The organism is Pandoraea nosoerga, from assembly GCF_902459585.1.
Classification (GTDB): Bacteria; Pseudomonadota; Gammaproteobacteria; order Burkholderiales; family Burkholderiaceae; genus Pandoraea; species Pandoraea nosoerga.
Map to the genome: position 1 here is coordinate 626701 of NZ_CABPSC010000001.1, position 24648 is coordinate 651348.

Consider the following 24648-nt stretch of genomic DNA (forward strand, 5'->3'; position numbering starts at 1 on the left):
CGCAGCGCTTACTTGCTGCCGTGGGTGCCGTGCGCCATGCCGGCCATGCCACCGCCGGGAGCGCCGGCCGTCAGGTCGCGCACCGGCACCTGCACCTGCTGCTCGGTTTTCTTGTGGTCTGCCGACTCGAAGCGCAGCGTGAGCGCCACGCTGTCGCCCTTCTTGAGCGGTGCTCTCAGGTCGGTAAGCATGATGTGATAGCCGCCCGGCTTGAGCTGCACGGGCTCGTTGGCCGGCAACGGCAGTCCGTGGGGCAGCGCACGCATCTTCATCAGCGTGCCTTCGAGTTTCATCTCGTGCACTTCGGCGTTGGCCGCCGCCGGCGTGCTCACCCCGACGAGCGTGGTCGGCCCATGCGCCTGCAGCGTCATGAAGACGCCCGTCGCGCTCTGGCCCGGCACGGTGCCGCGCGCCCATGCATCGGTGACGTCCACGGCGCCGGTCTGGGCAAACGCCGAGGCCATGCCGAGACTGAGCGCGGCGGCCATCCATAGCTTGTGCTTCATGCAAACTCCTTGTCGTTATCGGTGGACGGACGAACGGACGAACGGGCGTCGCCCGGTATCGCATGAGTCGTTGCGCGGCGCGAGAGCGCGCGCGACGTGGACGACCATTGTAGTCGCGCCCCGCGCGGCGTGTGCGCGCCGCCGCGGGGCGCCCGGCATTGCGCTGTGCGGCAGAGTGTCGCAGCGCCGGAATGGCCCAATGGCGCGGGACCCGGACTTGGTACACTTGTCGGATGACTCATTTCCCTATCGAGCGAACCAACGTCGTGCAGCTTTTCTGGCTGCGCTGTCTGGCCATCGTCGGCCAGCTCGCGACCATCGGCGTGGCGCAACTCTGGCTCGGCGTGCGTTTGCCGCTCGAGCCGATGCTCACCATCGTCGCGCTCGAAGTGCTGTTCAACGTGCTCACCTGGGTGCGCGCACGCAGCGGTGTGGAGCGGGCCAAGCGCCGCACCGATCTCGATCTGATGGGCCAACTGCTCGTCGACCTGGCCGCGCTCACGGCGCTGCTCTTCTTCTCCGGCGGCGCCACCAATCCCTTCGTTTCGCTGTTCCTGCCCGGGCTCGCGATCGCCGCGGCCGTGCTGCCGTGGCGCAATGCTTCGCAGCTTGCCCTGCTCTCGCTGGTCGCCTACGGCGCGCTCAATTTCCAGTACGTCCCGCTCGATCTGGCCGACCCCGGCAATCTGCTGCGGCTGCATCTGGCGGGCATGTGGGTGAACTTCGTGGTGAGCGTACTCGTGATCGCCTGGTTCGTCTCGCGGATGTCGCGCGCGCTGCGCGCCCGGGACGCCCAGCTCGCCCGCGCCGAACAGCGGCTGCTGCGCGACGAACGCATGGCCGCGCTCGGCGCGCAGGCCGCGAGCGTGGCACACGAGCTGGGCACGCCGCTCTCCACCATGGCGGTGGTCGTGGGCGAGTTGCGCAGCGAGAGCCGCGGCAACGCCGCGCTCGCGCCGTTCGAGCCGGATCTCCAGACGCTGGAGCAGCAGATCGCATTGTGCAAGAGCGCCATCGGCCACGTGCAGACGCGCGCGGCCGCACCGGTGCGTCAGCCGCTGGCCGAGTGGCTGCCCGCCTTCACGACGCAGTGGCGTCTGCGCCATCCGCAGGTGCAGTTCCAGCTGCACGTGCCGCCGCAGTTGACGGCACGCATCGAAGATACCGTGCAGGTCGGCCAGATCCTCACGATCCTGCTCGATAACGCGGCGTACTTCAGCCCGTCGTCGGTCGTGCTGGAGGTTGCCGTCACGCCGGACGACGTGCGCTTCACCGTGTGCGACGAAGGCCCCGGCATGAGCGCCGACCTGCTCGCGCGGCTCGGCACTTCGCCCGTCATGAGCACGCACGGCGGACACGGCATGGGGCTGTACCTTGCCTTCGCCAGCGCGCAGCGGCTCGGCGGCGACATCGAACTCAGCCCCAACACGCCGACGGGCACGCGCGCGCAACTGCGTCTGCCGATGGCCACTTTCTTCTTCGGTTCGCGGAGTCAGACATGAACGCCTCCCACTTCCTTCTCATCGACGATGACGTCGTCTTCGCCGAAACGCTCGCCCGCGCCCTGACGCGCCGCGGCTATGACGTGCAGATCGCAGCGGACAGCGCCGCGGCACTGCTGGCGGCGCGCACGCGCCAGTTCGACCTGATCTCGGTCGATCTGCACCTGGGCCACGATTCGGGACTGCCGCTCATCGCCCCGCTGCGCGCCCTGCAGCCGAAGGCGCGCATGCTCGTGCTCACCGGGTACGCGAGCATTGCCACCGCCGTGCAGGCCGTCAAGGACGGCGCGGACAACTATCTCGCCAAGCCGGCCAACGCCGACACGATCCTCGCATCGCTGCGCAGCGACGCGAGCGAGACGCAGGCCGATGAAGCGATCGAAAACCCGTCGCCGCTGTCCGTCGCGCGTCTCGAGTGGGAGCACATCCAGCGCGTGCTCGCCGAGCACAACGGCAACATCTCGGCCACGGCGCGTGCACTCAACATGCACCGCCGCACGCTGCAGCGCAAGTTGCTCAAGCGCCCGGTAAAGCAGTAATCTGGCGGCGCGGCAGCGCACAGGGCGCGCGCCAACCCGAGCGGCGAGCGCCACGCGTGACGCGCCGCCCCGGGCACGCAGGCCCGCGCGAGACGAAAAAAAGGCCCCGAAGGGCCTTTTTTCACATCCGGCGCCGGCGGCTTAGAGCACGTAGCGCGACAGATCCTCGTTCTGCGCCACCTCGCCGAGAAAGCGATTGACGTACCCGGCGTCGATCGTCACCACCTCGTTCGACTGCTTGCCCGCGTTGTACGAGATGTCCTCGAGCAGCTTCTCGATGACCGTGTACAGGCGGCGCGCGCCGATGTTTTCCGTCTTCTCGTTGACCGAGAACGCGATCTCCGCGAGGCGCTTGATGCCGTCCTGCGCGAACTCGAGCTTCACGTCTTCGGTGGCAAGCAGCGCCTGGTACTGCTTGACGAGGCTCGCGTCCGTCTGCGTGAGGATGGCTTCGAAGTCTTCGACCGACAGCGATTCGAGTTCGACGCGAATCGGGAAGCGGCCCTGCAGTTCGGGAATCAGATCGCTCGGCTTGGCCAGATGGAACGCCCCGCTCGCGATGAACAGGATGTGATCCGTCTTGATCATGCCGAACTTGGTGCTCACGGTCGTGCCTTCGACGAGCGGCAGCAGGTCGCGCTGCACGCCCTGACGCGACACGTCGCCGCCGCCGACTTCACTGCGCGTGGCGATCTTGTCGATCTCATCGAGGAACACGATGCCGTTCTGCTCGACGTTGCGCAGCGCCAGTTGCTTGACCTCTTCGTCGTTGAGCATCTTGGAGGCTTCTTCGTCGGTCAGCACCTTGAGCGCGTCCTTGATCTTGAGCTTCTGGCGCTTCTTGCGCTGGTTGCCCAGGTTCGCGAACATGCCCTTGATCTGCTCGGTCATCTCTTCCATGCCGGGCGGGCCCATGATTTCCATGCCCTGCACCGGGACTTCGACTTCGAGCTCGATTTCCTTGTCGTCGAGCTGCCCTTCGCGCAGGCGCTTGCGGAAGGTCTGACGCGTGGCGTTGTCTTCCGAGCCCGGTTCCGGCTCGTGCGCTGCCGAGCCGAAACGGATGTCGCGCGACGATTCGCGCCCGGTCGGCAGCAGCAGATCGAGAATGCGGTCTTCGGCGCGATCTTCGGCCTTGGTGCGCACCTTCTTCATCTCGGCTTCGCGCGTCTGCTTGATCGCGATTTCCGCGAGGTCGCGCACGATGCTGTCCACGTCCCGGCCCACGTAGCCGACTTCGGTGAACTTGGTCGCCTCGACCTTGATGAACGGCGCGTCGGCCAGCTTGGCCAGACGGCGCGCAATTTCGGTCTTGCCGACACCGGTCGGACCGATCATCAGGATGTTCTTCGGCGTGATTTCCTGGCGCAGGGGTTCGGCCACCTGCTGACGGCGCCAGCGGTTGCGCAACGCGACCGCGACAGCCTTCTTGGCCTTGTGCTGGCCGATGATGTGTTTGTCGAGCTCGGAGACGATCTCGGAGGGGGTCATATGGGTCATGACGTTCGCCAATTAGGGGTTCGCAAGGAAGGGGACGCCCGGCCGGTCATGCACCGGCCGGCAGGTCGCGCCGCAGGAGTCCACCTGCTGCGGCGCGCGCGTCGTCCGTCGTCACTTCGCTGCCTTCGGCGGCAGCGATTCGATGATGTGGTTGCCGTTCGTGTAGATGCACATGTCGCCCGCGATCGTGAGTGCCTTCTTCACGATCTCGGCCGGCGAGAGGTCGGTGTTCTCGACGAGCGCGCGGGCTGCCGCCTGCGCGTATGAGCCGCCCGAACCGATGGCCGCAACGCCGCCCTCCGGGTCGAGCACGTCGCCGTTGCCGGTGATGACCAGCGTGGTCTCGGCGTCGGCGACGATCATCATCGCTTCGAGCCGGCGCAGCATGCGGTCGGTCCGCCAGTCCTTGGCGAGTTCGACGGCCGAGCGCGTGAGGTGGCCCTGATGCTTCTGCAGTTTCGCCTCGAAGCGGTCGAGCAGCGAGAAGGCGTCCGCGGTGGCGCCGGCGAAGCCGACCATGACCTTGCCGTCGTAAATCGTGCGCACCTTGCGCGCGGTGCCCTTCATCACGATGTTGCCGAGCGTGACCTGACCGTCGCCGCCGAGCGCGACCTGATCGCCGCGCCGAACGGAGACAATGGTGGTGCCGTGATATTGCTCCATGCCTGTTCCTTTTCCGGGGGCTGTGCGCCCCGTAACGATTGGCCCGGTGTACCGCGCGTCTCACGACAGTGGCGAGGCGCCCCGGCCGGGCGGGACGTCACTGTAGTTTAGGGCAATCAAAAGAATATCAAGAGGCGTCGACGGTGCTCGTCGATGCGGCGCCTTCGGCGCGGGCCCGATCTCGCGCAACGCGGCATGGACGACGGGATTCGCGCGGCACGGCGCCGCGCGAACCGGGAAACGCGGGGCAATTTCTCGGAAATCGCCCCATTTTTGCGGAATCGTTCCGCTCAGAACGTGGTGCGCAAACCGATGCGAACCGAGCGTCCGCCCTGCGGCGCGATGTCGCGCAGCACCGAGCTGGCCAGACGCACTTCCTGATTCGTCAGGTTCTCGCCCTTGAGGTACGCCAGCCACTGCGCGCCGCCTGCCCTGAACTGATACGTGAGCGCGGCGCCCAGCGTGGTGTAGCCGTTCGTCGGCAGGTCGTTGGCGGGCACGCGCGCCTGATTGCTCGCGTGCACCATTTCCAGACGGGCGCCCCAACGCCCCAGGCCATACACGAGCGCCGCCGTCAGACGCAACGGCGCGATGCGCGGCAGCGGCTCGCCCGTGTCGCGATTGCGCCCGACGGTGTAGTCGCCGCGCAGCTCCACGTCGAGATTGCCGTAGCCTTGCCAGACGCGCGCGCGGCCCTCGGCTTCCACGCCGTACAGTTCGGCGGGCACGCCCGCGTATTGGTAGACCGGTAGATTGCTGTCGTCCACCTCGGCCGTGCGGCCCGTGTTCTCCAGCGCGATGAAGTTCGAGAAACGGCTATAGAACAGTCCGACGCTGCCCTTGTGCGGGCCGTTCTCGTAGCGCAGCGAGAGATCGGTCGAGAGCGCTTTTTCGAGGCTCGCCTGCGGGCTGCCGATCTCCCATACGCCGGTGGCCAGATGCGGGCCGTTCGCGTAAAGCTCGTAGAACGTGGGCGCGCGCTCGGTGTACGACGTATTGACGGCCACCGACCACTTCGGCGCGAGCGCGAAGACAGCGCCCGCCGACAGACTGCCCGGCGTGAAGTTGCGCGCGGGCAGGCCGTCGAAGCGTTCGTTGCCGCCGGCCGACGGCTTCACGCGCGAATGTTCGATGCGTGCGCCGAACGAGAGCTTCACGGCCTTATTCACCGCCCACTCTTCCAGTGCGAAGAGCGCCACGTTGGTCGTATCGCTCTTGGGCACGAACGCCTCTTCGCCGAGCGCCGAGAACGTGTTCTGCGAGAACTGCACGCCGAGCGCGCCTTCGAGCGGACCGATCTTCGCGTGGCGCGCTTCGATACGGCCCTCATAGCCGCGGTTCTTGAAGGTCGTGCCCGTCTGGCCGTCCTCGATTTCCTTGTGCTCGTAATCCGTGTAGCCGAAGTTGAACTTGAGCGCGGTAAACCCGGAAAGCGGGCCGCTCAGTTCGCGCACTTCGCTCGCAAGCGCGAGGCGCTGCTGGCGCAGTCGGATGCGCGTGTCGGCTTCGGCGACGGTGCCGTAGTCGGTGTCGTAGCCCGAATACGACAGGCCGGTGTAACCGTTCGCCCACGTCCAGGACGCACCGAGCGCGGCGCCGCTCGCCTGGCCGTCGCTGTTGGGCAGGGTGCCGGAGGCCTGCGGCGCGCCTTCGCCGTCGAGTTCGCGCTGGCGCGCGGAATGGGCGAAGCCCGGAATGCGCAGGTCGGCGCTCTTGCGCGCGAAGCCGTCCACGTGAAACGCGAACTGGCCGTTGCCGAATTCGAGCAACGCCGCGCCGGCCCGCTCGCGATTGGCACCGCCGTAGCTGAAGTCCGTCGCCCCGGACACGCCGTCGAGCGGCGCTTTCGGAATGCGGTTGTCGATCGTGTTGACCACGCCGCCCACGGCGTTGCCGCCATAGAGCAGCGCCGCCGGCCCGCGCACGATCTCCACGCGCTCGATGGTGAGCGGGTCCTGCGCGACGGCGTGATCATACGAGAGCGAGGACGCGTCGAGCGCGGCGGTGCCGTTTTGCAGCACGCGGATGCGGTCGCCGTCCAGGCCCCGAATGATCGGACGGCTCACGTTCGGGCCGTATGACGTGGCAGAGACGCCGGGCAGGCCATCGAGTGTCTCGCCCAGCGTGCTCGCGCGGCGCAGCACGAGGGCGCGTCCATCGAGTTCGGTGACGGGCACGGTGAGTTCGGCGGCGGCGCGTCCGAGCGGATTGCCGGTGACGAAGGTGCCCGGCAGCGTGACGGGCGATGCCGTGTCCGCGGCCGTTGCGGTAGCCGCGGGCCCGACGCCGCCGGCGTCCTGCGCCCGCGCGGGCAAGCTTGCCGCTGTGAGCGCCGCGAGGGTCATCGCCGCAGCGAGCGGCAACTGCGCGGGACGCAGCACGCCTGGGCGGGCGGCACGAGGGCTGCGAGCGCTGCGAGGGCTGTGAGAGATGGAGGTGGCGCGGGTGTTGCGGCGGCTGGAAGGCGCCGAAGACGGCGCGCGTTCGCCGATCGCCGCTCGCGCGGCGTTGGATGAGGAGATTGCCATGTCGGTTCGAGTTCTGTTGGTCTGGGCGAAGGGCGCCGTGCGTCGGACGTCCTCCGGGTTCCCCGTGAAACGGCGCGAACGAATCCCGGCCCGCGCGCAGGGATGCGGACTGACGCGGATTGACGTGGACCGACGCGGATTGGCGGGGATTGACGCGGATGAACGCGCGAGCAACGCCCGGCCATCGGCCGCCCTTGGGCGGCACGGCGTCGGAAAATCACGACGGGATTCGCGCGAGAAGCGCGTGGTAGCGCGTGGTGTCACGCCGGGACGGGCGGTGCGCGGGACTCGAACGGCAGGCGCGGTGCACTGGCATGCACGCGGCCGGTGGCGCGCGGCGGTGTATCGTCGACGCGGGCTTCGCCGCCCCAGTGCCAGGCCGCGGTGGCCATGGTGGCCGCGAGCGTCGCCCCTTCGAACAGATGGCAGTGATGATGGTGGCCGCCGAAGTCGAGCGGCGCGACATGCGCACCGGCCAGCGACGCCGTTACGGCGCGGGTGGCGCGGGTGGCGCGGGCGGCGCGGGCGGCGTGTGGGGCGGCGCCGGTGTCGTCGGCGGTATCGGTGCCGGCGACATATGACCCGCTCTCGCCCGACACATCGGCGGCCGTCGCCGCCTGCGAGAGCGAACGGGCGTGCAGGATTTCGTGCTGCAGCCCCCAGACCTGTACGCAAAGCAGCGCGGCGACGAGCCACGCCCGCCATACCGGCCACGCCATCCACATGCCGCCGCGCCCACGGCCGACCGGCGCGCGCATGCGCGCACGCCACCGGCGGAAGACGGAATCAATGGAAGACATGGCTCGATGTAATTGCAACTGAGTTGCAATTTTGCCATAAAACGCCGGGGCTCGCGAGGCTTCGCCGACGTTGCGTCCAGGCGACAGTGGCAGGCGCCGGCCACGACTTCGCATGCGCTGCGTGCGTGGCGAGAGACTGGGTCAGAGCAGGCGATACTGACGCGCGGGCAATAAAAAAGGCATGCCCTGAGGACATGCCCTTCGCAAACCGAGGGGTCCGGCAGCGCCGCCACCGCGCGGCGCCGGACCGGTGCGCGTTGCGCGATCAGTCGCCGAACAGCTTCTGACGCAACTCGCGACGCTCCTGCGCTTCCAGCGACAGGGTCGCCGTCGGGCGGGCGAGCAGACGCGGGATGCCGATCGGCTCGCCGGTCTCTTCGCACCAGCCGTATTCGCCCGATTCGATGCGGGCGAGCGATTGCTGCACCTTCTTGAGCAACTTGCGCTCACGATCACGCGTGCGCAGCTCGAGCGCGTGCTCCTCTTCGATCGTGGCACGATCGGCCGGGTCCGGGACCAGAATGGTTTCCCGCAGGTTCTCGGTCGTTTGATCGGCGTTTTTCAGAATTTCCGATTGCAGCGCTTCCAGACGATTCTTGAAGAAGGCGAGTTGAGCCTCGTTCATATAGTCCTTGTCGGACATCTTCAGAATTTCGGCCTCGGTCAAAAGTCGTTGCTTGCTCATGGGTTTCTGTGGCGTCTCTTTCGGATGGTCCGGCAATGCCCCTGCGGACGGGGCGTCTTGCTTACCGGCAATGCCGCGGGCGGCTTCTTGGGTTACGGTCCTGCCGGACGATTTCGGTGGCCCCTTCTTGGCGGCGGCCTTCTCGCCCGTCTTCGATTTGCCTGCTGGAGCACGCTTGGCGACCGCATCCGTCGCCGGTCCCGACCGGCGCGCGGGGCTTGCGGTGGCAGTCTTGCGAGAGGCGGTAGCCATGACGGTGCTCCCCTGCCTACCCTCCGGAATACCGCGTCAACTCGCTGGCGGCAGCCCCGGTGGGCAGGTATTGTAACCGAATCGTCCGGGCGCCCCGGTTAAGGGCTTTCCCCTTGCACGTTTCGGCGGTCCCGCTCAGACCAGACAGCGTTCCAGCCCTTGCAGGATGATGTCTTTCGGCAGTTCTGCGCCAATGAACACCATCTTGGTGTTCGGCGTCTCCCCGGGTTGCCACTTCGCGCCCACGTCGCTGCCCATCATCTGGTGAACGCCCTGGAACACGACCCGGCGGTCGATGCCGCGCATGTTTAATACGCCTTTATAACGCAATAAGCGTTCGCCGTACACCTGCAGGATGCTCCCGAGGAAATCCTCCAGCTTGGCGGGGTCGAATTGCCGCTCGCTGCGGAAGACGAACGACTTGATGGCGTCGTCGTGGTGCGCGTGATGGTGGTGATGGTGCCCGTGGTCATGCCCGTGGTCGTGACCCTCGTGCTCGCACTTGCCATGATCGTGATCGCAATGCGAATGATCGTGGTCATGGTCGTGGTGGGCGTGCTCGTCTGCCGCGAGGAAGTCCGGGTCGATGTCGAGCTTGTCGTTCAGGTTGAAGCCGTGGATGTCGAAGATCTGGTTCAGATCGGCGCGGCCGAAGTCGACCACCTGCTGCGGCGCGCGCGGGTTCATGTGCGCGAGGCGATGCTTGAGATCGTCGAGCGCCTCGGGCGTGACCAGGTCGGCCTTGGTGATGAACAGCCGGTCGGCGAAGCCGACCTGGCGCTGCACCACTTCGTGCTGATTGAGCTGCTGCTGGCCGTGCTTGGCGTCGACGAGCGTGATGATGGCGTCCAGGCGATAGGTGTCGGCGACTTCGTCGTCGATGAAGAAGGTCTGCGCCACCGGCCCGGGATTGGCCAGCCCCGTCGTCTCGATGACCACGCGATCGAACTGGATCTTGCCCGCGTCGCGCTGGCTGTTCAGATCGGAGAGCGCCTGCACCAGATCGCCGCGGATCGTGCAGCATATGCAACCGTTGCTCATCTGCACGATCTGCTCGGCGTTGTCCTGCACGAGGATGTCGTTGTCGATGTTCTCCTCGCCGAATTCGTTCTCGATGACGGCGATCTTCATGCCGTGCGCTTCGGTGAGAATGCGCTTGAGCAGCGTGGTTTTCCCGCTGCCGAGAAAGCCGGTCAGGATGGTGACGGGTGTCATGAATGCAATGTCCTGTAATGAAGCGGCGGGTCAGCGGCCGCCTGAATGTCGTCCACTGTACCCGAGGCGGCGAAAACCGGCTCGGGACGCGTCAGTTGGGAGCGCCCGCGCAGTGCGCGCAGGTGCCGTGAATCAGCAGCTCGACCTGTTCGCCCACGAAGCCCTTGGGCAGGCGCTTGAGTTCGCGCTCGCTTAATTGGGGATGCTGGGGCCAGTCGTCAAGACAGAAGGTGCGATGGCAGCGCACGCAGCGGAAATGACCGTGCTGCGTGTGCGGGCGGGGCGATGCGGAGCGCTGCGGGTCGACGTGCTCGGCCATGACGAAGCGGAAGATGCGATCGTCGCCGGCCTGCTTGATGGCCCAACCCTGCGCGACCAGCCAGTCGAGCACGCGATAGGCCGTGACCCGGTCGAGCGGGTCGGCGTCGGTGGCCAGGTCGGCCAGCACTTCCTGGTGAGTGAGGGGCCGGCCGGCCTTGAGCAGCAACGCCAGCACGCGCACGCGCCCGGAAGTTACACGGCCCGATTGCTCCTGCAAGCTCGCGCGGGCAGCTTCCAGATACGGTTGAAGTTGAGTAAGGCTCATGAAATCGATTTAAGCACAGGCCCGCAAGCGCTGCAACCGAGTTGCAAAAACGCGGTGGACGGAGGGCAAGGGCGACGCGGGCCGGGCCCGGGGGCTCGCGCGAGGTTGCCGCTGGGTTGCCGCCTGGCCGCCTGGCCGCCTGGCCGCGCTGGAGCGCGATGGAGCGCGATGGAAGGGGGGGATTGTGGCGGGATCTTGCTGGCGCCGGGCCAAGATACCGCCGGAATTTCGCCGCAGTCTGGCGGGGCGGCAGGCGCGATGCGTCATACAATTGACACAAAAAACCCCGCCATCATGTCGCCCACCGCCCTCGCTCTCGTCGTTACCGCTGCTTTTCTGCACGCCAGCTGGAATTTCCTCGCCAAACGCATCGACACCAGCGAAGGAGGCGGGCCACAACTCGTTTTCCTCTACGCGCTGCTGACGGTTGTGCTGTACACGCCGCTCGCGCTGTACTTCCTCGCCGGCTCGCATGCGGCCTGGCCGGACGCGCGCGCCTGGCCCGTCATCGCCGCAAGCGCCCTGCTGCACTACGGCTACACACTGGTGCTGCAGCGCGGCTATCGCGTGGGCGACCTGTCGGTCGTTTATCCGCTCGCGCGGGGCACCGGCCCGCTGCTCTCGTCGCTGGGCGCGATCGTGCTGCTGGGCGAACGCCCGGGCTGGCTGGCGCTCGCCGGCATCGGCCTGGTCGTCGCCGGCGTGTTGATCATCGCCGGCGGCGAGCGTCTGTTCCGGCGAGGCAGCATGCACGCGGGTGCGGGCTGGGGCGTGCTCACCGGCGGATTCATCGCCGCCTATACGCTCGCCGACGCCTACGCCATCCGCACGCTGATGCTCGCCCCGCTCGTCTACTACTACCTGGAGAACGTGTTGCGCGTCGTGCTCTGCGCACCGATGGCCTGCTCGCGCCCTGCGCGCATGGCGGTCCTCTGGCAGGCGAACTGGCGCAAGGTCGTGCTGATTTCGCTGATCTCGCCGATGTCCTACTTCCTGATTCTCACCGCGCTCAAGTACGCGCCGGTTTCGCACGTCGCGCCGGCGCGCGAGATGTCGATGATGGTCGCCGCGCTGCTCGGCGTGCGGCTGCTGGGCGAGGGCGAGATGCACCGCCGCGTGGGCGGCGCCGTCCTGATCGCGCTGGGTGTGGTGGCGCTGACGCTGGGTTGAGCGCGCCCGGCCGGGCGCTCAGATGCGTTGCAGCCACAGGCCCTTGAGGTATTCGCCCTCGGGGAATTGCGTGAGCATCGGGTGATCCATGCCCGCCGAGAGCCGGCGCAGAATGCGAGCGTCCACGCCCGCGTCCACGGCGGCGCCGGCCACGATCTTCTGGAACAGATCGGCATCGATTGCGCCCGAGCACGAGTACGTCAGCAGCTGACCGCCCGGACGCAGCAGCCTGAAGCCCGCCATGTTGATGTCCTTGTACGCTCGCGCGGCGCGGTCCACGTGGTGGGCCGACGGCGCGAACTTCGGCGGATCGAGCACGATCATGTCGAATGTGCGGCCTTCCTCGCGCAGCGCGCGCAGCGTCTTGAACACGTCGGCGTCGCGCCATTCGGCACGCGCGGCGTCGAAGCCGTTGAGCTCGACGTTGCGCGCCCCGATGGCCAGCGCCTCGCCCGACGAGTCGATCGAGAGCACGCTCTGCGCGCCACCCGCGAGCGCCGCCAGCGAAAAACCACCGGTGTAGCAGAAGCAATTGAGCACGTCGCGCCCCCTCGCCTGCTGTTGCACGAGCAGCCGGTTATCGCGCTGGTCGACGTAGAACCCCGTCTTGTGGCCGTTGCGCACGTCGACGTAATACTTCACGCCACCCTCGTAGGTGCTCAGCAGCGCCGGCGCTTCGGGCGGCTCGGCGCCGGCCAGCACGCCGGTGATGCTCGGCAGGCCTTCGCGCTCGCGCACGGCCGCGTCGGAGCGTTCGTAGACGTTCGGGCAGCCGGTCGCGCCGACGAGCGCCTTGACGATGGCGTCCTTCCATGCCTCCACCCCAGCCGCCATGAACTGGCACACGAGCTGGTCGCTCGCCGGCAGGCCCGGCGCGGACTGGTAGCGATCGACGATCAGGCCGGGCAGGCCGTCGGCTTCGCCGAAGATCAGGCGCGTGGCGCCCGTGCCATGCACCATCTGCTCGCGGTAGGCCAGCGCGGCGGCCACGCGACGCTTGAAGAACGCGTGATCGACGGGCTCGTTCTCGTCGAACGTCCACACGCGGGCGCGGATGGCCGACACCGGGCTGAATGCCGCGCGCGCGAGGAAGCGCCCGTCGGCGGCGCGCACCACGACCGTGGCGCCGGAAGCCGGCTTGCCGTCCACGCGCGCCACGGCAGTGGCGTAAATCCAGGGGTGGCGGCGCAGCAAGGATTTTTCTTTGCCGGGCTTGAGGGTCAAGATGTTCATGCGGAGCGGGCCAACGGTTGCATTCGGAAGGGCGGCAGACCTCGCGGCGCGGCGTGCGGCGCCACCCGACGGGAGTCGGTGGCCGCCGTGGTCGGACGGCGGGCGGGAGTCTGCTGGGAAGGACGCGATTCTACACCGAGTCGCCCGTTCGGCAGGCGGCCGGCCCCGCGCCCGAACGCATTCGGTTCTCGCGCAGCCGCTCAGGTCTTCTTGCGTGAGCGCGGGTGGGCCTGGTCGTAGACCTTGGCCAGATGCTGGAAATCGAGCTTCGTGTAGATCTGCGTCGTGGAGATGTTGCTGTGGCCGAGCATTTCCTGCACGGCGCGCAGGTCGCCCGAGGATTGCAGCACATGCGTGGCGAACGAGTGACGCAGCATGTGCGGATGAACGTGCGTCGGCAAGCCGGCGCAAAGCGCATGACGGGCAAGGCCCTGCTGCACCGCGCGCGCGCCGATCCGCTTGCCCCGTGCGGACAGGAACAACGCGTGCGGCTCCGCTGCGTCCAGCGCGCCGCGCATCTGCAGCCACTGGGCGAGCGCCTGCGCGGCCTTCTCGCCCACCGGCACGCGGCGACGCTTGTTGCCCTTGCCGGTCACGACCACCTCACGTTCGGCCAGATCGAGCCAGCTCGACGAGCGGTAGCCGTCGGCCTCGACGTAGCGGTGATCGAGACTCGTGAGTTCCGACAAACGCAGGCCGGACGAATACAGCAGTTCGAACATCGCGCGATTGCGCACCGCCTCGGCGGACGTGCCGGAGGCGAACTCCACCAGCGCTGTCGCCTGATCCGGCGACAGCGCCTTGGGCAGCGGCCTGGGTTGCTTCGGGGCGCGCACGCCCTCGACGGGATTGGCGGCCAGCGCGGTGCGCTGCGCGAGCCAGGCGAAATAGCCGCGCCACGCCGAGAGTTTGCGAGCGATCGAACGTCCGACCAGGCCTTCGCTGTGCATTTGCATGACGAAGCGGCGAATGTCGCCGTGCTGCAGCGATTCGAGCGGGCGGCCTCGCGCCATGCGCTGCAACTGGCGCAGGTCGCGTGTGTAGTTCTCGAGGGTGAGGCCGGCGAGCTTGCGCTCGCTCGCGAGCGAGCTCAGATAAGCGCGCAGGCCGGCTTCGAGCGGCGTGTCGTCGTCGGCGGAACGAGCCGGCGCCGCGGGCGCTGTAGCGCGCACCGCTGACTTGGCGGCCGGCACGGCGCCGGAAGTGCGCGGCGCGTGACGCGAGCGCGGGGCCGGGGCGCGAGGCGGCGTGGCCATGGGCGTGTCGCGGGCGTCGCTGTCGTCCGGGGCCGTCGTCGCGCGTCAGTCGTCGGCGCGCAGCTTGCCGAGCGCCGCGCCGGCGAGCTCGCCGATCTGCGCGAGGAAGTCGGTCGCCATGCCTTCATGGAAGCGTCGTGCGTCTTCCGAGCCCATGACGAGCAGGCCGAAGACGGGCGATTCCGGCACCTGGGGATCGCGCAGCGCGAGCAGCGCCACGGACGCCGGATCGCTCGGCGCGCCCAGCCACGTCACCGCTTCGAACCCGGTGTTGGCGCCGCAATACGGCGTGACAAGGCTCGAGGCGAAGATCTTCACTTCCTCGCTTACACTGCGCGCGAACTCGGCCGGCTGGTATTGGGCGGCGACGTTCCACACGCGCACGGCCGCGAACGGCACGTTGAAGACGTCGCGCAGGCCGCGCGCAATGGCCTCGGGCAGCGCGTGCGGGTCGCGCTCGCCGAGCAGACCGAGCGTCCAGCGATGGAGCTTGCCCGAGATGTCGTCGTTCTCGTGACCGTAGCGCAGCAGCTCGGCGAGGCGTCGTTCGATCTGCTTGGTCTTCTCGCGCTGCATCTCGATCTGGCGCTCCTGCAGCGACACCGCGCGCTGGCCGTGAGGGCTGGTGAGGCGCACGCCGGCGAGCAACTCGGCGTGGCGCTCGAAGAAGTCGGGATGCGCAATCAGGTACTCCGCAATATCTCGGTCGTTCATGAGTGTCCGTCTGCTGTCGTGGACTGCCGCCCGCCATCCCCGAAGCACGAGGACCGCCTGCGGCCGCCTGGGTCGCTAAATCAGAATCCGTCTGAAACCAAATCGATGGCGCCGTGCCGCCGCCGGGGCGGGACGCCGAAACCGGCGCTCGTGCGTCAGATCTCGATGGTGCCCTCGAAGACCGTGGCGGCCGGCCCCGTCATGATGACCGGGCCGCTTGCGCCGTCCCAGTCGATGGTCAGCGTGCCGCCGTGCGTCTCGAGCGCCACGGGCGAGGCGAGCAGACCGCGGCGGATGCCCGCCACCGCCGCCGCACAGGCGCCGGTGCCGCAGGCGAGCGTCTCGCCCGCGCCGCGTTCGTACACGCGCAACCGTGCGCGGTGCTTGTCCACCACCTGAAGGAAACCGGCGTTCACGCGGCGCGGAAAACGGGCATGGCGCTCGATCAGCGGGCCGTCCGTCCCGACCGGCGCGGCGTCGACGTCGTCCACGACCTGCACGGCGTGCGGGTTGCCCATCGAAACCACGGAAATCCACACCGTGCGGCCCGCCACGTCGAGCGGCCAGAGCGTGTCGCTGCCTTCGGCCCGGCCTTCCAGACCGCTCGCGTCGAACGGCACGTCCGACGGCGCGAGCACCGGCGCACCCATATCCACACTGACCTGGCCGTCGTCGCGCATGGTGAGCGTGATCACGCCCTGCTGCACCTGCACGCGCACGGAGCGCTTGTCGGTGAGCCCGGTGTCGCGCACGAACTTCACGAAACAGCGCGCGCCGTTGCCGCAGTGCTCCACCTCGCCGCCGTCGGCGTTGAAGATGCGATAACGAAAGTCCACGTCGGGCAGCGTCGGGCGTTCGACGAGCAGCAACTGGTCGGCGCCGACGCCAAAGTGGCGGTCGGCGAGCGCGCGCCACTGGCCGGGCGTGAAATCGATGGTCTGCGAGATGCCGTCGATCACGACGAAGTCGTTCCCGGCGCCTTGCATCTTGGTGAATTTGAGCTTCATGCCGCTATTGTAGTGGAGAAGGCCGGCGCCCATCCGCCGCTGTCAATACACGCCCGGCTGACCTTGCGGACGCGTCTTGAAGCGCTTGTGCACCCAGTAGTACTGCTCCGGCATCTTCAGAATCTGCTCCTCGAGGAACGCGTTCATGGTGCGCGCGTCGGCGTCGGGGTCGTCGCTCGGGTAGTTCTGCCACGCCGGAAATATCTTGAGACGGTAGCCGCGGTAGTTCGGCAGCACTTCCGTCACGAACGGCACGACTTGCGCCCGGCCGACCTGCGCGAGCCGGGAGATGGCCGTGAGCGTACACGCCTGCACGCCGAAAAACGGCACGAACGTCGAATTGCGCGTGCCGTAGTCCATGTCGGCGGCCAGCATGACCGGCTTGCGTTTGCGCAGCACGCGCAGCACGTCGCGGGCGCTGTCGCCGCGCGGGATCATCTCGGCGTCGAAGCGGCCGCGCTGCTCCCTGGCCATCGCGTCGAACGCCGGGTTGGACATCGGCGTGTAGAGCGACGCACAGGGCCGGTGCAGCGAGTAATTCAGGAAGATCGAGCCGGCCTCGATGCCCACGAAGTGAAAGCCGAGGAAGATCGTCGGCGGCAGGTCCGGGTCGAGCAGGTCGATGGCCGAATCGAGGGCCACGAGCCGTTCCATCTTCTTGCCGCCGGCGAACCACTGCACACTGCGCTCGGCGTAGCTGCGAATGGCATGGACGAAGGCGGCCTTCGCCACGCGCTCGCGCGTCGCGTCGTCCCAGTCGGGGAAGCACAGGCGCAGGTTGGTATGGACCACGCGTCGGCGCGAGCTGGGAATGGCGTACAGCAGACGGCCCAGGCCGGCGCCGAAACGGGCCACCCAACTGTACGGCAGCAGGTTCAGCCCGCGCAGCAGGCCGACGCCGAGGTAGTAACCGAGAGATTTCTTGGGGGTAGTTGCCATGTCGCCAGCAGAATTTCTACAGGGGCGTATAATAAGCGACATCGCCGAGTTAACTGACAACTTGCGGGGCGATTCGAATGTGCCATCCCATCCAGGCAGCGCATTCGACTAATTTTCCGCTAAAGCGTCGCCGCTTCCCCTCCGATGCCGGCAACGTGAGTCGCCAAATTCTTTTAGAGGAGCCAGAAGTGGCGAACGACTATCTCTTTACTTCCGAATCGGTCTCCGAAGGTCACCCGGACAAGGTCGCCGACCAGATTTCCGACGCCGTTCTCGACGCCATCCTGACGCAGGACAAGTACGCCCGCGTTGCCGCGGAAACGCTGTGCAACACGGGTCTCGTGGTGCTCGCCGGCGAAATCACCACGACGGCGACGGTCGACTACCAGCAGATCGCGCGCGAGACCATCCGCCGCATCGGCTACGACAACACCGACTACGGCATCGATTACAAGGGCTGCGCCGTGCTGGTGGCCTACGACCGCCAGTCGCCGGACATCGCCCAGGGCGTGGACCGTGCGCACGACGACAACCTCGACCAGGGCGCGGGCGATCAGGGCCTGATGTTCGGCTACGCCTGCGACGAGACGCCGGAACTCATGCCGCTGCCGATCTACCTGTCGCACCGCCTGGTCGAGCGCCAGTCGCAGGTGCGCCGCGACGGCCGTCTGCCCTGGCTGCGCCCGGACGCCAAGTCGCAGGTCACCATCCGGTACGAAAATGGCCGTCCGCACAGTATCGACACGGTCGTGCTCTCGACGCAGCACCATCCGGACATCGGCCTGGAAGCGCTGCGCGAAGCAGTGATCGAGGAAGTCATCAAGCCGGTGCTGCCCGCCGAGCTGATCAAGGGCGACATCAAGTTCCTGGTGAACCCGACCGGCCGCTTCGTGATCGGCGGCCCGCAGGGCGACGCCGGCCTCACGGGACGCAAGATCATCGTCGACACGTATGGCGGCGCCGCACCGCACGGCGGCGGCGCCTTCTCGGGCAAGGACCCGTCGAAGGTCGACCGCTCGGCAGCCTACGCCGGCCGGTACGTCGCGAAGAACATCGTGGCCGCGGGTCTCGCTTCGAAGTGCGTGATCCAGGTCTCGTATGCCATCGGCGTGGCGCGTCCGACCTCGGTCATGGTCAACACCTTCGGCACGGGCAAGATCAGCGATCAGCGCATCGCCGAACTCGTCGGGAAGCACTTCGACCTGCGTCCGAAGGGCATCATCCAGATGCTCGACCTGCTGCGTCCGATCTACGAGAAGACGGCCGCCTACGGCCACTTCGGTCGCGAAGAGCCGGAATTCTCGTGGGAGGCGACGGATCGCGCCGACGCCCTGCTGGCCGACGCCGGCCTGCGCGCCGTGGCCTGATCTGATCGGGTCCCGCAGCCGCCCGACGGCGGCTGCCCGGCCAAACGAGACCCCCGCCCGGGACACCGCGGCGGGGGTTTCGTTTTTGGTCATGATGGTGGCACGCGCGGCCTTGCTCTCAGCGCAGCAACTGCCGGATCATCGTCGCGAACCGCTTGCCGTAGGGCGGGTTGAGCAGGCGCGTGCCGTTCCAGCGCGCCTGACGAAAGATCGGCTTGTCCTTGGAGAACGTCCGAAAACCCGCCTCGCCGTGGTAGCCGCCCATGCCCGACGGCCCGACGCCGCCAAACGGCAGCGTGTGCTCGGCGACATGCAGCAGCGTGTCGTTGACCGTCACACCGCCGGATATCGTCTGCGTCAGCACGCGCGCCACGCGCGCGTCGTCGGTGTCGAAGACGTACAGCGCGAGCGGACGCGGACGTTCGTTCACATACGCGATGGCTGCATCGAGGTCGTCGTAGGGCACCACGGGCAGGAGCGGGCCGAAGATCTCTTCGCGCATCACGCGCATGCCGTCATGCACGCCGGTCAGCAGTACGGGCGGCAGACGCCGGCTCGCTGCCCGCGCCGGCGAATCGAACATCGCGTGCAAGGTCGCGCCCTGCGCCGCGGCCTCGCTCGCGAGCCCCGACAGCCGCTCGAAATGGCGCGGCGAGACGATGCTGGTGTACTGGGGATTGTTCACCGCGTCGGGATACAGGCGCTGCGCCATCTGTCGCGCCGTCGAGATGAACGCCTCGAGCTTCTCGCGCGGCACGAGCACGTAGTCGGGCGCCACGCACGTCTGGCCCGCGTTCACCAGCTTGCCGTACATGATGCGCTCGACCGCGTGCTCCCAGCGCGCACCGGGGCCAACGATCGCAGGCGACTTGCCGCCGAGCTCGAGCGTCACCGGCGTGAGGTTCTCGCTGGCGGCCCGCATCACGTGATGGCCGAGGGAAGTCGCGCCCGTGAACAGCAGATGATCGAACGGCAGCGTCGAGAACGCGCGTGCGACCTGCGCGTCGCCGGTGACCACGCTCACCCATTCCGGCGCGAACGTGTCGGCCACGGCGGCCGCGAAGACTTCGGCAAAGCGCGGCGTGACTTCCGACACCTTGATCATCACGCGGTTGCCCGCTGCCAGCGCATCGGTGAGCGGACCGACCGCGAGCAGGACCGGATAATTCCACGGGGCGATCACGCCGACCACGCCGAGCGGCTGCGGCACGATCGCCCGACGCGCGGGCAGCAGCCACAGATGGGCCCAACCCCGCGAGCCGCGCATCCAACGGCGAGTGTGTGCGAGCGCGTGCCTGAGGTTGCCGACCGACGGGAACAATTCGAGCAGATCCGTCTCCTGCGCCGAGCGTCCGCCAAAGTCTTCGTCGATGGCCCTGGCGAACGCATTGCGGTACTTGTGCAGCATCGCGCGAAGCGCCTTCAGATGCCGCTCGCGCGTGGGCCAGTCGACGTGCGGTGAAGCGTCGTGCGCCCGACGCATGGCTTCGAAGCGCGGCAGCAACAGCGCGCGTGCGCTGTCGTCGGCCGCCAATGTGTCCAACGACGCGTCGTGCAGACCGCCGAACTCGTGGTTGTGTCCCATGCTGTCTTCCTCCCTGCGCTCGTCCACGGGTTCGCGAACGTCGCCATTGTTCGTCATGCGCTGGCGTCTTGCCGAATGCCGCGCCGCTTACGCGAGAAACGCCCGATCGAGCCACGCACGCTGCACGCCCACGGCGAGCGTGTCGGGCATGACCCCGTAGACGCGTCCTCCCGCCACGCAGAAGCGGCTTTCGATGAACCCGTGCGCCAGCTCCGCCGGCGCGTGCTCGAGCAGCAGCGCCGCCTGCGCGAGCAGCACGATCTGTTGCGCGATGGCGCGCGCGCGCACGGCGTGCGTGGCCGCGTCCGCCGCGAGCCAGCCATGCAACTGCGCGAGCGCGGCGCGTAGCGGCGCATGCGCGCCGGCGCGCTCGACGAGCCAGCCGAACCACGCCTGCGCGACTTCCGGCTCGCGGCTCATGGCGCGCAGCACGTCGAGACACATCACGTTGCCCGAGCCTTCCCAGATCGAGTTGACGGGCGCCTCGCGGTACAGGCGCGCGAGCGGCCCGGTCTCGACGTAGCCGTTGCCGCCCCACACTTCCATGCATTCGCCCGCGAGTTCGAGCGCGCGCTTGCACACCCAGAATTTCGCCGCCGGCAGCACGATGCGGCGCCACGCGCGCTGCACCGGCGAATCGTCATCGGACGCGGCCGCATCGAACGCCCGAGCAAGACGCATGGCCAACCACGTTGCAGCTTCGGACTCCAGTGCGAGATCGGCGAGTACGGTCGTCATCAGGTCCTGATCGACGAGCTTTGCGCCGAAGGCCGCGCGGTGCCGCGCATGATGGATGGCCTGCACGACGCCCGTTCGCATCATCGCCGCGCTGCCGATCACGCAATCGAGCCGCGTATATGTCGCCATCTCGATGATGGTCGGCACGCCGCGTCCCGGCGCGCCCACGCGCGTGCCGTAGGCGTCGAGAAACTCGACTTCGCTGCTCGCGTTGGAGCGGTTGCCGAGCTTGTCCTTGAGGCGCTGGATCTGCACCGCGTTCTTGCGCCCGTCGGGCGTGTAGCGCGGGACGAAGAAGCAGGAGACCGCGTCGGCGTCGCGCTCGCGCGCGAGCACCAGATGGGCGTCGCACTGCGGCGCGGAGAAAAACCACTTGTGGCCGACGATCGACACGCTGCCGTCGCCACGCTCGGTCGCCGTGGTCGTGTTGGCGCGCACGTCGGAGCCGCCCTGCTTTTCCGTCATGCCCATGCCGACGAGCATGGCGTGCTTTTGCGCGAGCGGCGCGTCGCGCGGGTCATGCTGCGGCGCCAGCAGCTTGTCCTTGAGGGGGGGAAAGAGCGACGCCTCCTTCGCGAGCACCGGAATGCTCGCGAAGGTCATGGTCGTGGGGCATAACGCGCCCGCCTCGTTCTGCGCGTGCAGAAAGTAAGAGGCGGTGCGCGCCGCCATCACGCCGGGGCGCGGATGCGCCCATGGCATCGACTGCAGCTGCGCGCCACGCAACAGGCTCATCAGGGCGTGCCACGCCGGGTGAAATTCAACACGATCGATGCGATGGCCGCGCGCGTCGAAGGTCTGCAATTCAGGCGTGTGACGATTGGCCGTCTCGGCCCATTGCTGCACTTCGGCCTCGCCCAGGCGCGCGCCCTGCCGATGCAGTTCCTTCGCGTGCCAGTCGGCGCCGAATGCCGCCACGGCCGCTTGCAGCGCCGTGTCGGTGGCATAGAGGTTGTAGTCGGTAAGCGGCGGCACCTGATTGGTGACGTCGTGGGTCTGCCAGGCTTGCGTCATCCCTGTCTCCGTGTCTCCGTATCTTCGTATCCCGTTGCAACACCCGCCATCTTTCATCATAGCGGCTTGGCCCGCGCGCCCCCGCAAATTAGAGGAATGCTTCACTTCGCCCCCGGGCGCACGGGTTCTCTGCCTACAATGAGTGCCGCCGCGCAGCATCGCCGATCGATCTCTCGATCCTCGAGACAGTGCGCGAGGCGGCCCACGGCGGCGCATGCGAATCCAACGACAAACCGAAGCAGCCGCGACCCGGCGGGGCAGCGCAGGACAGCGCAACACAGGCAGTGCATCCAAGGGAGGATGACAGCATGGACTATGACTACGTCATTGTCGGCGGCGGTTCGGCCGGCTGCGCACTCGCCGCGCGTCTGGCCGACGGCGCGCCCGATCGCACGGTGGCGCTCGTCGAAGCGGGACCGTCCGATGACAGCGCTCTCGTGCGGCTGCCCCTCGGACTCGCCGCGCTCGTGCCGTTTCGCTCGCGCCGCAACTACGGCTATCGCACCACGCCGCAGGCGGGCCTGGCCGGCCGCCGCGGTTATCAGCCGCGCGGGCGCGGTCTGGGCGGTTCCAGTTCGATCAACGCGATGATCTACACGCGCGGGCATCCGGACGATTACAACGACTGGGCGCGAGCCGGCTGCACCGGCTGGGGGTGGGAGGACGTGCTGCCCTACTTCCGTCGCAACGAAAACAACGAGCGCGGGGCAAACGCGTGGCACGGCGTCGGCGGGCCGCTCAACGTCGCGGATTTGCGCACGGTCAATCCGTTCTCGCGGCATTACGTCGACGCGGCGCGCGAAGCCGGCTTTCCCGTGAACGACGACTTCAACGGCCCGCAACAGGAAGGCGCCGGCATCTATCAGGTCACGCAGAAGGACGGCCAGCGCTGGAACGCCGCGCGCGCCTATCTGCACGGCAAGACGCGCGCAAATCTGCACGTCGTCACCGACGCGCTCGCGCAGCGCATCGTCTTCGACGGCAAGCGCGCGTCGGGGGTTCGCCTGCTGCGGCGCGGCGTGCCGCAGACGCTGCACGCCCGCGCCGAAGTCGTGCTGAGCGCGGGCGCCTTCAACTCGCCGCAACTGCTCATGTGCTCGGGCATCGGGCCGGCGGCGCAATTGCGCGCGCACGGCCTCGACGTCCTGGTCGATGCGCCCGGCGTCGGCGAAAATCTGCAGGATCACATCGACTTCATCATCAACAAGTACGTCGCGCATCGCGAGCTGGTGGGCTACACGCCCCCGGGCCTGTGGCACCTGCTCACGCAGGGCCTGACCTATCTGCGCGAACGACGCGGTCTTTTCGCGAGCAACGTGGCGGAGGCTGGCGGCTTCCTGAAGAGCGATCCGTCGCTCGCGCGCCCCGATCTGCAGATGCACTTTCTCGTCGGCATCTGCGACAACCACAATCGCCGGCTGCATCTGCGGCGCGGCTTCTCGTTGCATGCTTGCGTGCTGCGGCCGAAAAGCCGCGGGCGCGTCACCCTCGCCTCGAGCGACATGCGCGACGCGCCGCTCATCGATCCCGCGTTTCTGAGTGCGCAGGAAGACGTGGACACGTTGCTGCGCGGGGCGCGCGTGATTCGCAGGATTCTCGCCGCGCCGTCGCTCGCCCGGTTCGGCGGCAAAGAACTGCACACGCGAGGGGTGGATTCCGACGAAGCGCTCACCGCGCTCATCCGCGCTCGCGCCGACACGATCTATCACCCTGTCGGGACGTGTCGCATGGGCAGCGATGCGGCGTCGGTCGTCGACCCGGCGTTGCGGGTGCGAGGCGTCGAGGGCCTGCGTGTGGTGGACGCATCCGTGATGCCGACGCTCATCGGCGGCAACACCAACGCGCCATCGATGATGATCGGCGAGAAGGCCGCAGACATGATGCTGGGCCGCACGCCGGCCACCGAGGGTGCCGAGGGTGCCGCGCATCCGCATGACGGATACGCCGCGGCGCCGGTGCTAGCCGCCCGCGCGCAGCCACAGGCCTAGAAACCGCTCGCCCCACAGGGCGCTCGCGACGGCGCCCATCCCGAGCCAGGGGCCGAAGGGCAGCGGTTCGCGCAGCGCACGGCCGCGCCATGCGCCGTACAAGGCAAAGGCGAGCGTCGCGCCCACGGCGCCGAAGGCCAGCATCAGCGGCACGCCGATCCAGCCGAGCCATGCGCCGCAGGCCGCCACGAACTTGGCGTCGCCGCCGCCGAGCCCCTCGGTGCCGGCGAGCCGCCGATAGGCGCCCGCGGTGGCCCACATCACGACATAACCAAGGGCCGCGCCACGCACGGCATCGTGCAGCGGCAGCGTGAGCCCGGCCGCGCTGCACAGCAGGCCCGCCCACAGCAGGGGCAGCGTGAGCGCATCGGGCAGCAGGCGCGTATCGATGTCGATGAGCGCGAGCGCGAGCAGCGCGGCGCCAAAGCCGCACCACGCGAGCATCGTCGGATACTGCTGCGAGGGAGCGAACCGCCATGCAATGGCAGCGAACGCGACGCCGGTGGCGAGTTCGACCAGCGGATAGCGCCACGCGATGCCGGCACGGCAGTGCGCGCACCGGCCCAGCAGCAGCGCAAAGCCGAGCAAGGGCAGGTTATGGCGCACGGCGATGCGCGCGTCGCAACGCGGGCAGTGCGACGGCGGCCACGCAAGGTTGAACGTCGGCGTGACCATCGGTGTCTGCCCGGCCCAGAGCGCCGCCTCGCGCGCCCATTGCGTCTCGAGCATGCGCGGCAGGCGATAGACGACCACGTTGAGGAAGCTGCCGACAAAGAGGCCGAGCATCGCCATGGCCGCCACGACCGCCTCGCGCGGCAGCATCCGGACTTCGCGCCACAGGGAATCGAACGCTTCGGCCAT

General features: G+C 68.0%; 21 protein-coding genes. 5 read left to right on the forward strand and 16 right to left on the reverse strand.

Annotation, left to right across the window (positions count from 1 at the left end; genetic code table 11):
* Window positions 1-8: 8 nt before the first annotated feature.
* Window positions 9-506, reverse strand: coding sequence for a copper chaperone PCu(A)C (locus PNO31109_RS02910; protein ID WP_150554107.1), 498 nt, complete (start codon window positions 504-506; stop codon window positions 9-11).
* A gap of 233 nt (window positions 507-739) precedes the next feature.
* Here PNO31109_RS02910 and PNO31109_RS02915 point away from each other — a divergent pair, with 233 nt between their 5' ends.
* The gene (locus tag PNO31109_RS02915; protein WP_150554108.1) at window positions 740-2008 is read left to right on the forward strand and encodes an ATP-binding protein; all 1269 of its coding nucleotides are present in this window, start codon (window positions 740-742) and stop codon (window positions 2006-2008) included.
* Window positions 2005-2547, forward strand: coding sequence for a response regulator transcription factor (locus PNO31109_RS02920; RefSeq protein WP_039394779.1), 543 nt, complete (start codon window positions 2005-2007; stop codon window positions 2545-2547). Before PNO31109_RS02915 ends, PNO31109_RS02920 begins: the two co-directional genes overlap by 4 nt.
* Before the next feature lie 141 nt (window positions 2548-2688).
* On the opposite strand, the gene hslU is transcribed toward PNO31109_RS02920, so the two are convergent.
* From hslU to PNO31109_RS02955, 7 genes are all read right to left on the reverse strand, one after another.
* Complete coding sequence (gene hslU / locus PNO31109_RS02925; protein ID WP_150554109.1) at window positions 2689-4047, reverse strand: ATP-dependent protease ATPase subunit HslU; 1359 nt, start codon at window positions 4045-4047, stop codon at window positions 2689-2691.
* Window positions 4048-4158: 111 nt separating this feature from the next.
* On the reverse strand, window positions 4159-4710 hold the full coding sequence (gene hslV / locus PNO31109_RS02930; RefSeq protein WP_150554110.1) for an ATP-dependent protease subunit HslV: 552 nt from the start codon (window positions 4708-4710) through the stop codon (window positions 4159-4161).
* 290 nt (window positions 4711-5000) lie between these two features.
* Window positions 5001-7055 (reverse strand): TonB-dependent receptor, encoded by a 2055-nt coding sequence (locus PNO31109_RS02935; RefSeq protein ID WP_150554186.1) that lies wholly within the window; start codon window positions 7053-7055, stop codon window positions 5001-5003.
* Window positions 7056-7498: 443 nt separating this feature from the next.
* On the reverse strand, window positions 7499-8038 hold the full coding sequence (locus PNO31109_RS02940) for a hypothetical protein (protein ID WP_150554111.1): 540 nt from the start codon (window positions 8036-8038) through the stop codon (window positions 7499-7501).
* Window positions 8039-8303: 265 nt separating this feature from the next.
* Window positions 8304-8723, reverse strand: coding sequence for an RNA polymerase-binding protein DksA (gene dksA, locus PNO31109_RS02945; RefSeq protein WP_150554187.1), 420 nt, complete (start codon window positions 8721-8723; stop codon window positions 8304-8306).
* Window positions 8724-9110: 387 nt separating this feature from the next.
* Window positions 9111-10190 (reverse strand): CobW family GTP-binding protein, encoded by a 1080-nt coding sequence (locus PNO31109_RS02950; RefSeq protein ID WP_150554112.1) that lies wholly within the window; start codon window positions 10188-10190, stop codon window positions 9111-9113.
* A 91-nt stretch (window positions 10191-10281) separates the two neighbouring features.
* Complete coding sequence (locus PNO31109_RS02955; protein ID WP_150554113.1) at window positions 10282-10776, reverse strand: Fur family transcriptional regulator; 495 nt, start codon at window positions 10774-10776, stop codon at window positions 10282-10284.
* A 294-nt stretch (window positions 10777-11070) separates the two neighbouring features.
* Between PNO31109_RS02955 and PNO31109_RS02960 the strand changes: the two genes are divergently transcribed.
* Window positions 11071-11946, forward strand: a complete 876-nt coding sequence (locus PNO31109_RS02960; protein WP_150554114.1) for an EamA family transporter — start codon at window positions 11071-11073, stop codon at window positions 11944-11946.
* A gap of 18 nt (window positions 11947-11964) precedes the next feature.
* Here PNO31109_RS02960 and PNO31109_RS02965 read toward each other — a convergent pair whose 3' ends face one another.
* The 5 genes from PNO31109_RS02965 to PNO31109_RS02985 all read right to left on the reverse strand — a co-directional run bounded on the left by PNO31109_RS02965 (window position 11965) and on the right by PNO31109_RS02985 (window position 17095).
* Window positions 11965-13179, reverse strand: a complete 1215-nt coding sequence (locus PNO31109_RS02965) for a class I SAM-dependent rRNA methyltransferase (protein WP_150554115.1) — start codon at window positions 13177-13179, stop codon at window positions 11965-11967.
* Window positions 13180-13379: 200 nt separating this feature from the next.
* A complete protein-coding gene (gene xerC / locus PNO31109_RS02970; protein WP_150554116.1) occupies window positions 13380-14435 on the reverse strand; it encodes a tyrosine recombinase XerC in 1056 nt (351 codons plus the stop codon).
* 45 nt (window positions 14436-14480) lie between these two features.
* Entirely contained in the window at window positions 14481-15149 is a 669-nt protein-coding gene (locus PNO31109_RS02975; RefSeq protein ID WP_150554117.1) for a DUF484 family protein, read from the reverse strand.
* Between the two features lie 155 nt (window positions 15150-15304).
* A complete protein-coding gene (dapF, locus tag PNO31109_RS02980) occupies window positions 15305-16156 on the reverse strand; it encodes a diaminopimelate epimerase (protein ID WP_150554118.1) in 852 nt (283 codons plus the stop codon).
* Window positions 16157-16198: 42 nt separating this feature from the next.
* The gene (locus PNO31109_RS02985; RefSeq protein WP_150554119.1) at window positions 16199-17095 is read right to left on the reverse strand and encodes a lipid A biosynthesis lauroyl acyltransferase; all 897 of its coding nucleotides are present in this window, start codon (window positions 17093-17095) and stop codon (window positions 16199-16201) included.
* A 188-nt stretch (window positions 17096-17283) separates the two neighbouring features.
* Here PNO31109_RS02985 and metK point away from each other — a divergent pair, with 188 nt between their 5' ends.
* Window positions 17284-18462 (forward strand): methionine adenosyltransferase, encoded by a 1179-nt coding sequence (metK, locus tag PNO31109_RS02990; protein ID WP_150554120.1) that lies wholly within the window; start codon window positions 17284-17286, stop codon window positions 18460-18462.
* A gap of 118 nt (window positions 18463-18580) precedes the next feature.
* On the opposite strand, the gene PNO31109_RS02995 is transcribed toward metK, so the two are convergent.
* Window positions 18581-19945 carry a coniferyl aldehyde dehydrogenase gene (locus tag PNO31109_RS02995; protein ID WP_241014101.1) on the reverse strand — a complete coding sequence of 455 codons (1365 nt, stop codon included), beginning with the start codon at window positions 19943-19945 and terminating at the stop codon, window positions 18581-18583.
* 189 nt (window positions 19946-20134) lie between these two features.
* Entirely contained in the window at window positions 20135-21799 is a 1665-nt protein-coding gene (locus tag PNO31109_RS03000) for an isovaleryl-CoA dehydrogenase (RefSeq protein ID WP_150554121.1), read from the reverse strand.
* A 308-nt stretch (window positions 21800-22107) separates the two neighbouring features.
* On the opposite strand from PNO31109_RS03000, the gene PNO31109_RS03005 reads away from it, so the two are divergent.
* Window positions 22108-23787: a GMC family oxidoreductase gene (locus PNO31109_RS03005; protein WP_150554122.1), complete on the forward strand. Its 1680-nt coding sequence runs from the start codon at window positions 22108-22110 to the stop codon at window positions 23785-23787.
* On the opposite strand, the gene PNO31109_RS03010 is transcribed toward PNO31109_RS03005, so the two are convergent.
* Window positions 23758-24648 carry a prepilin peptidase gene (locus PNO31109_RS03010; protein ID WP_241014099.1) on the reverse strand — a complete coding sequence of 297 codons (891 nt, stop codon included), beginning with the start codon at window positions 24646-24648 and terminating at the stop codon, window positions 23758-23760. The genes PNO31109_RS03005 and PNO31109_RS03010 overlap by 30 nt on opposite strands.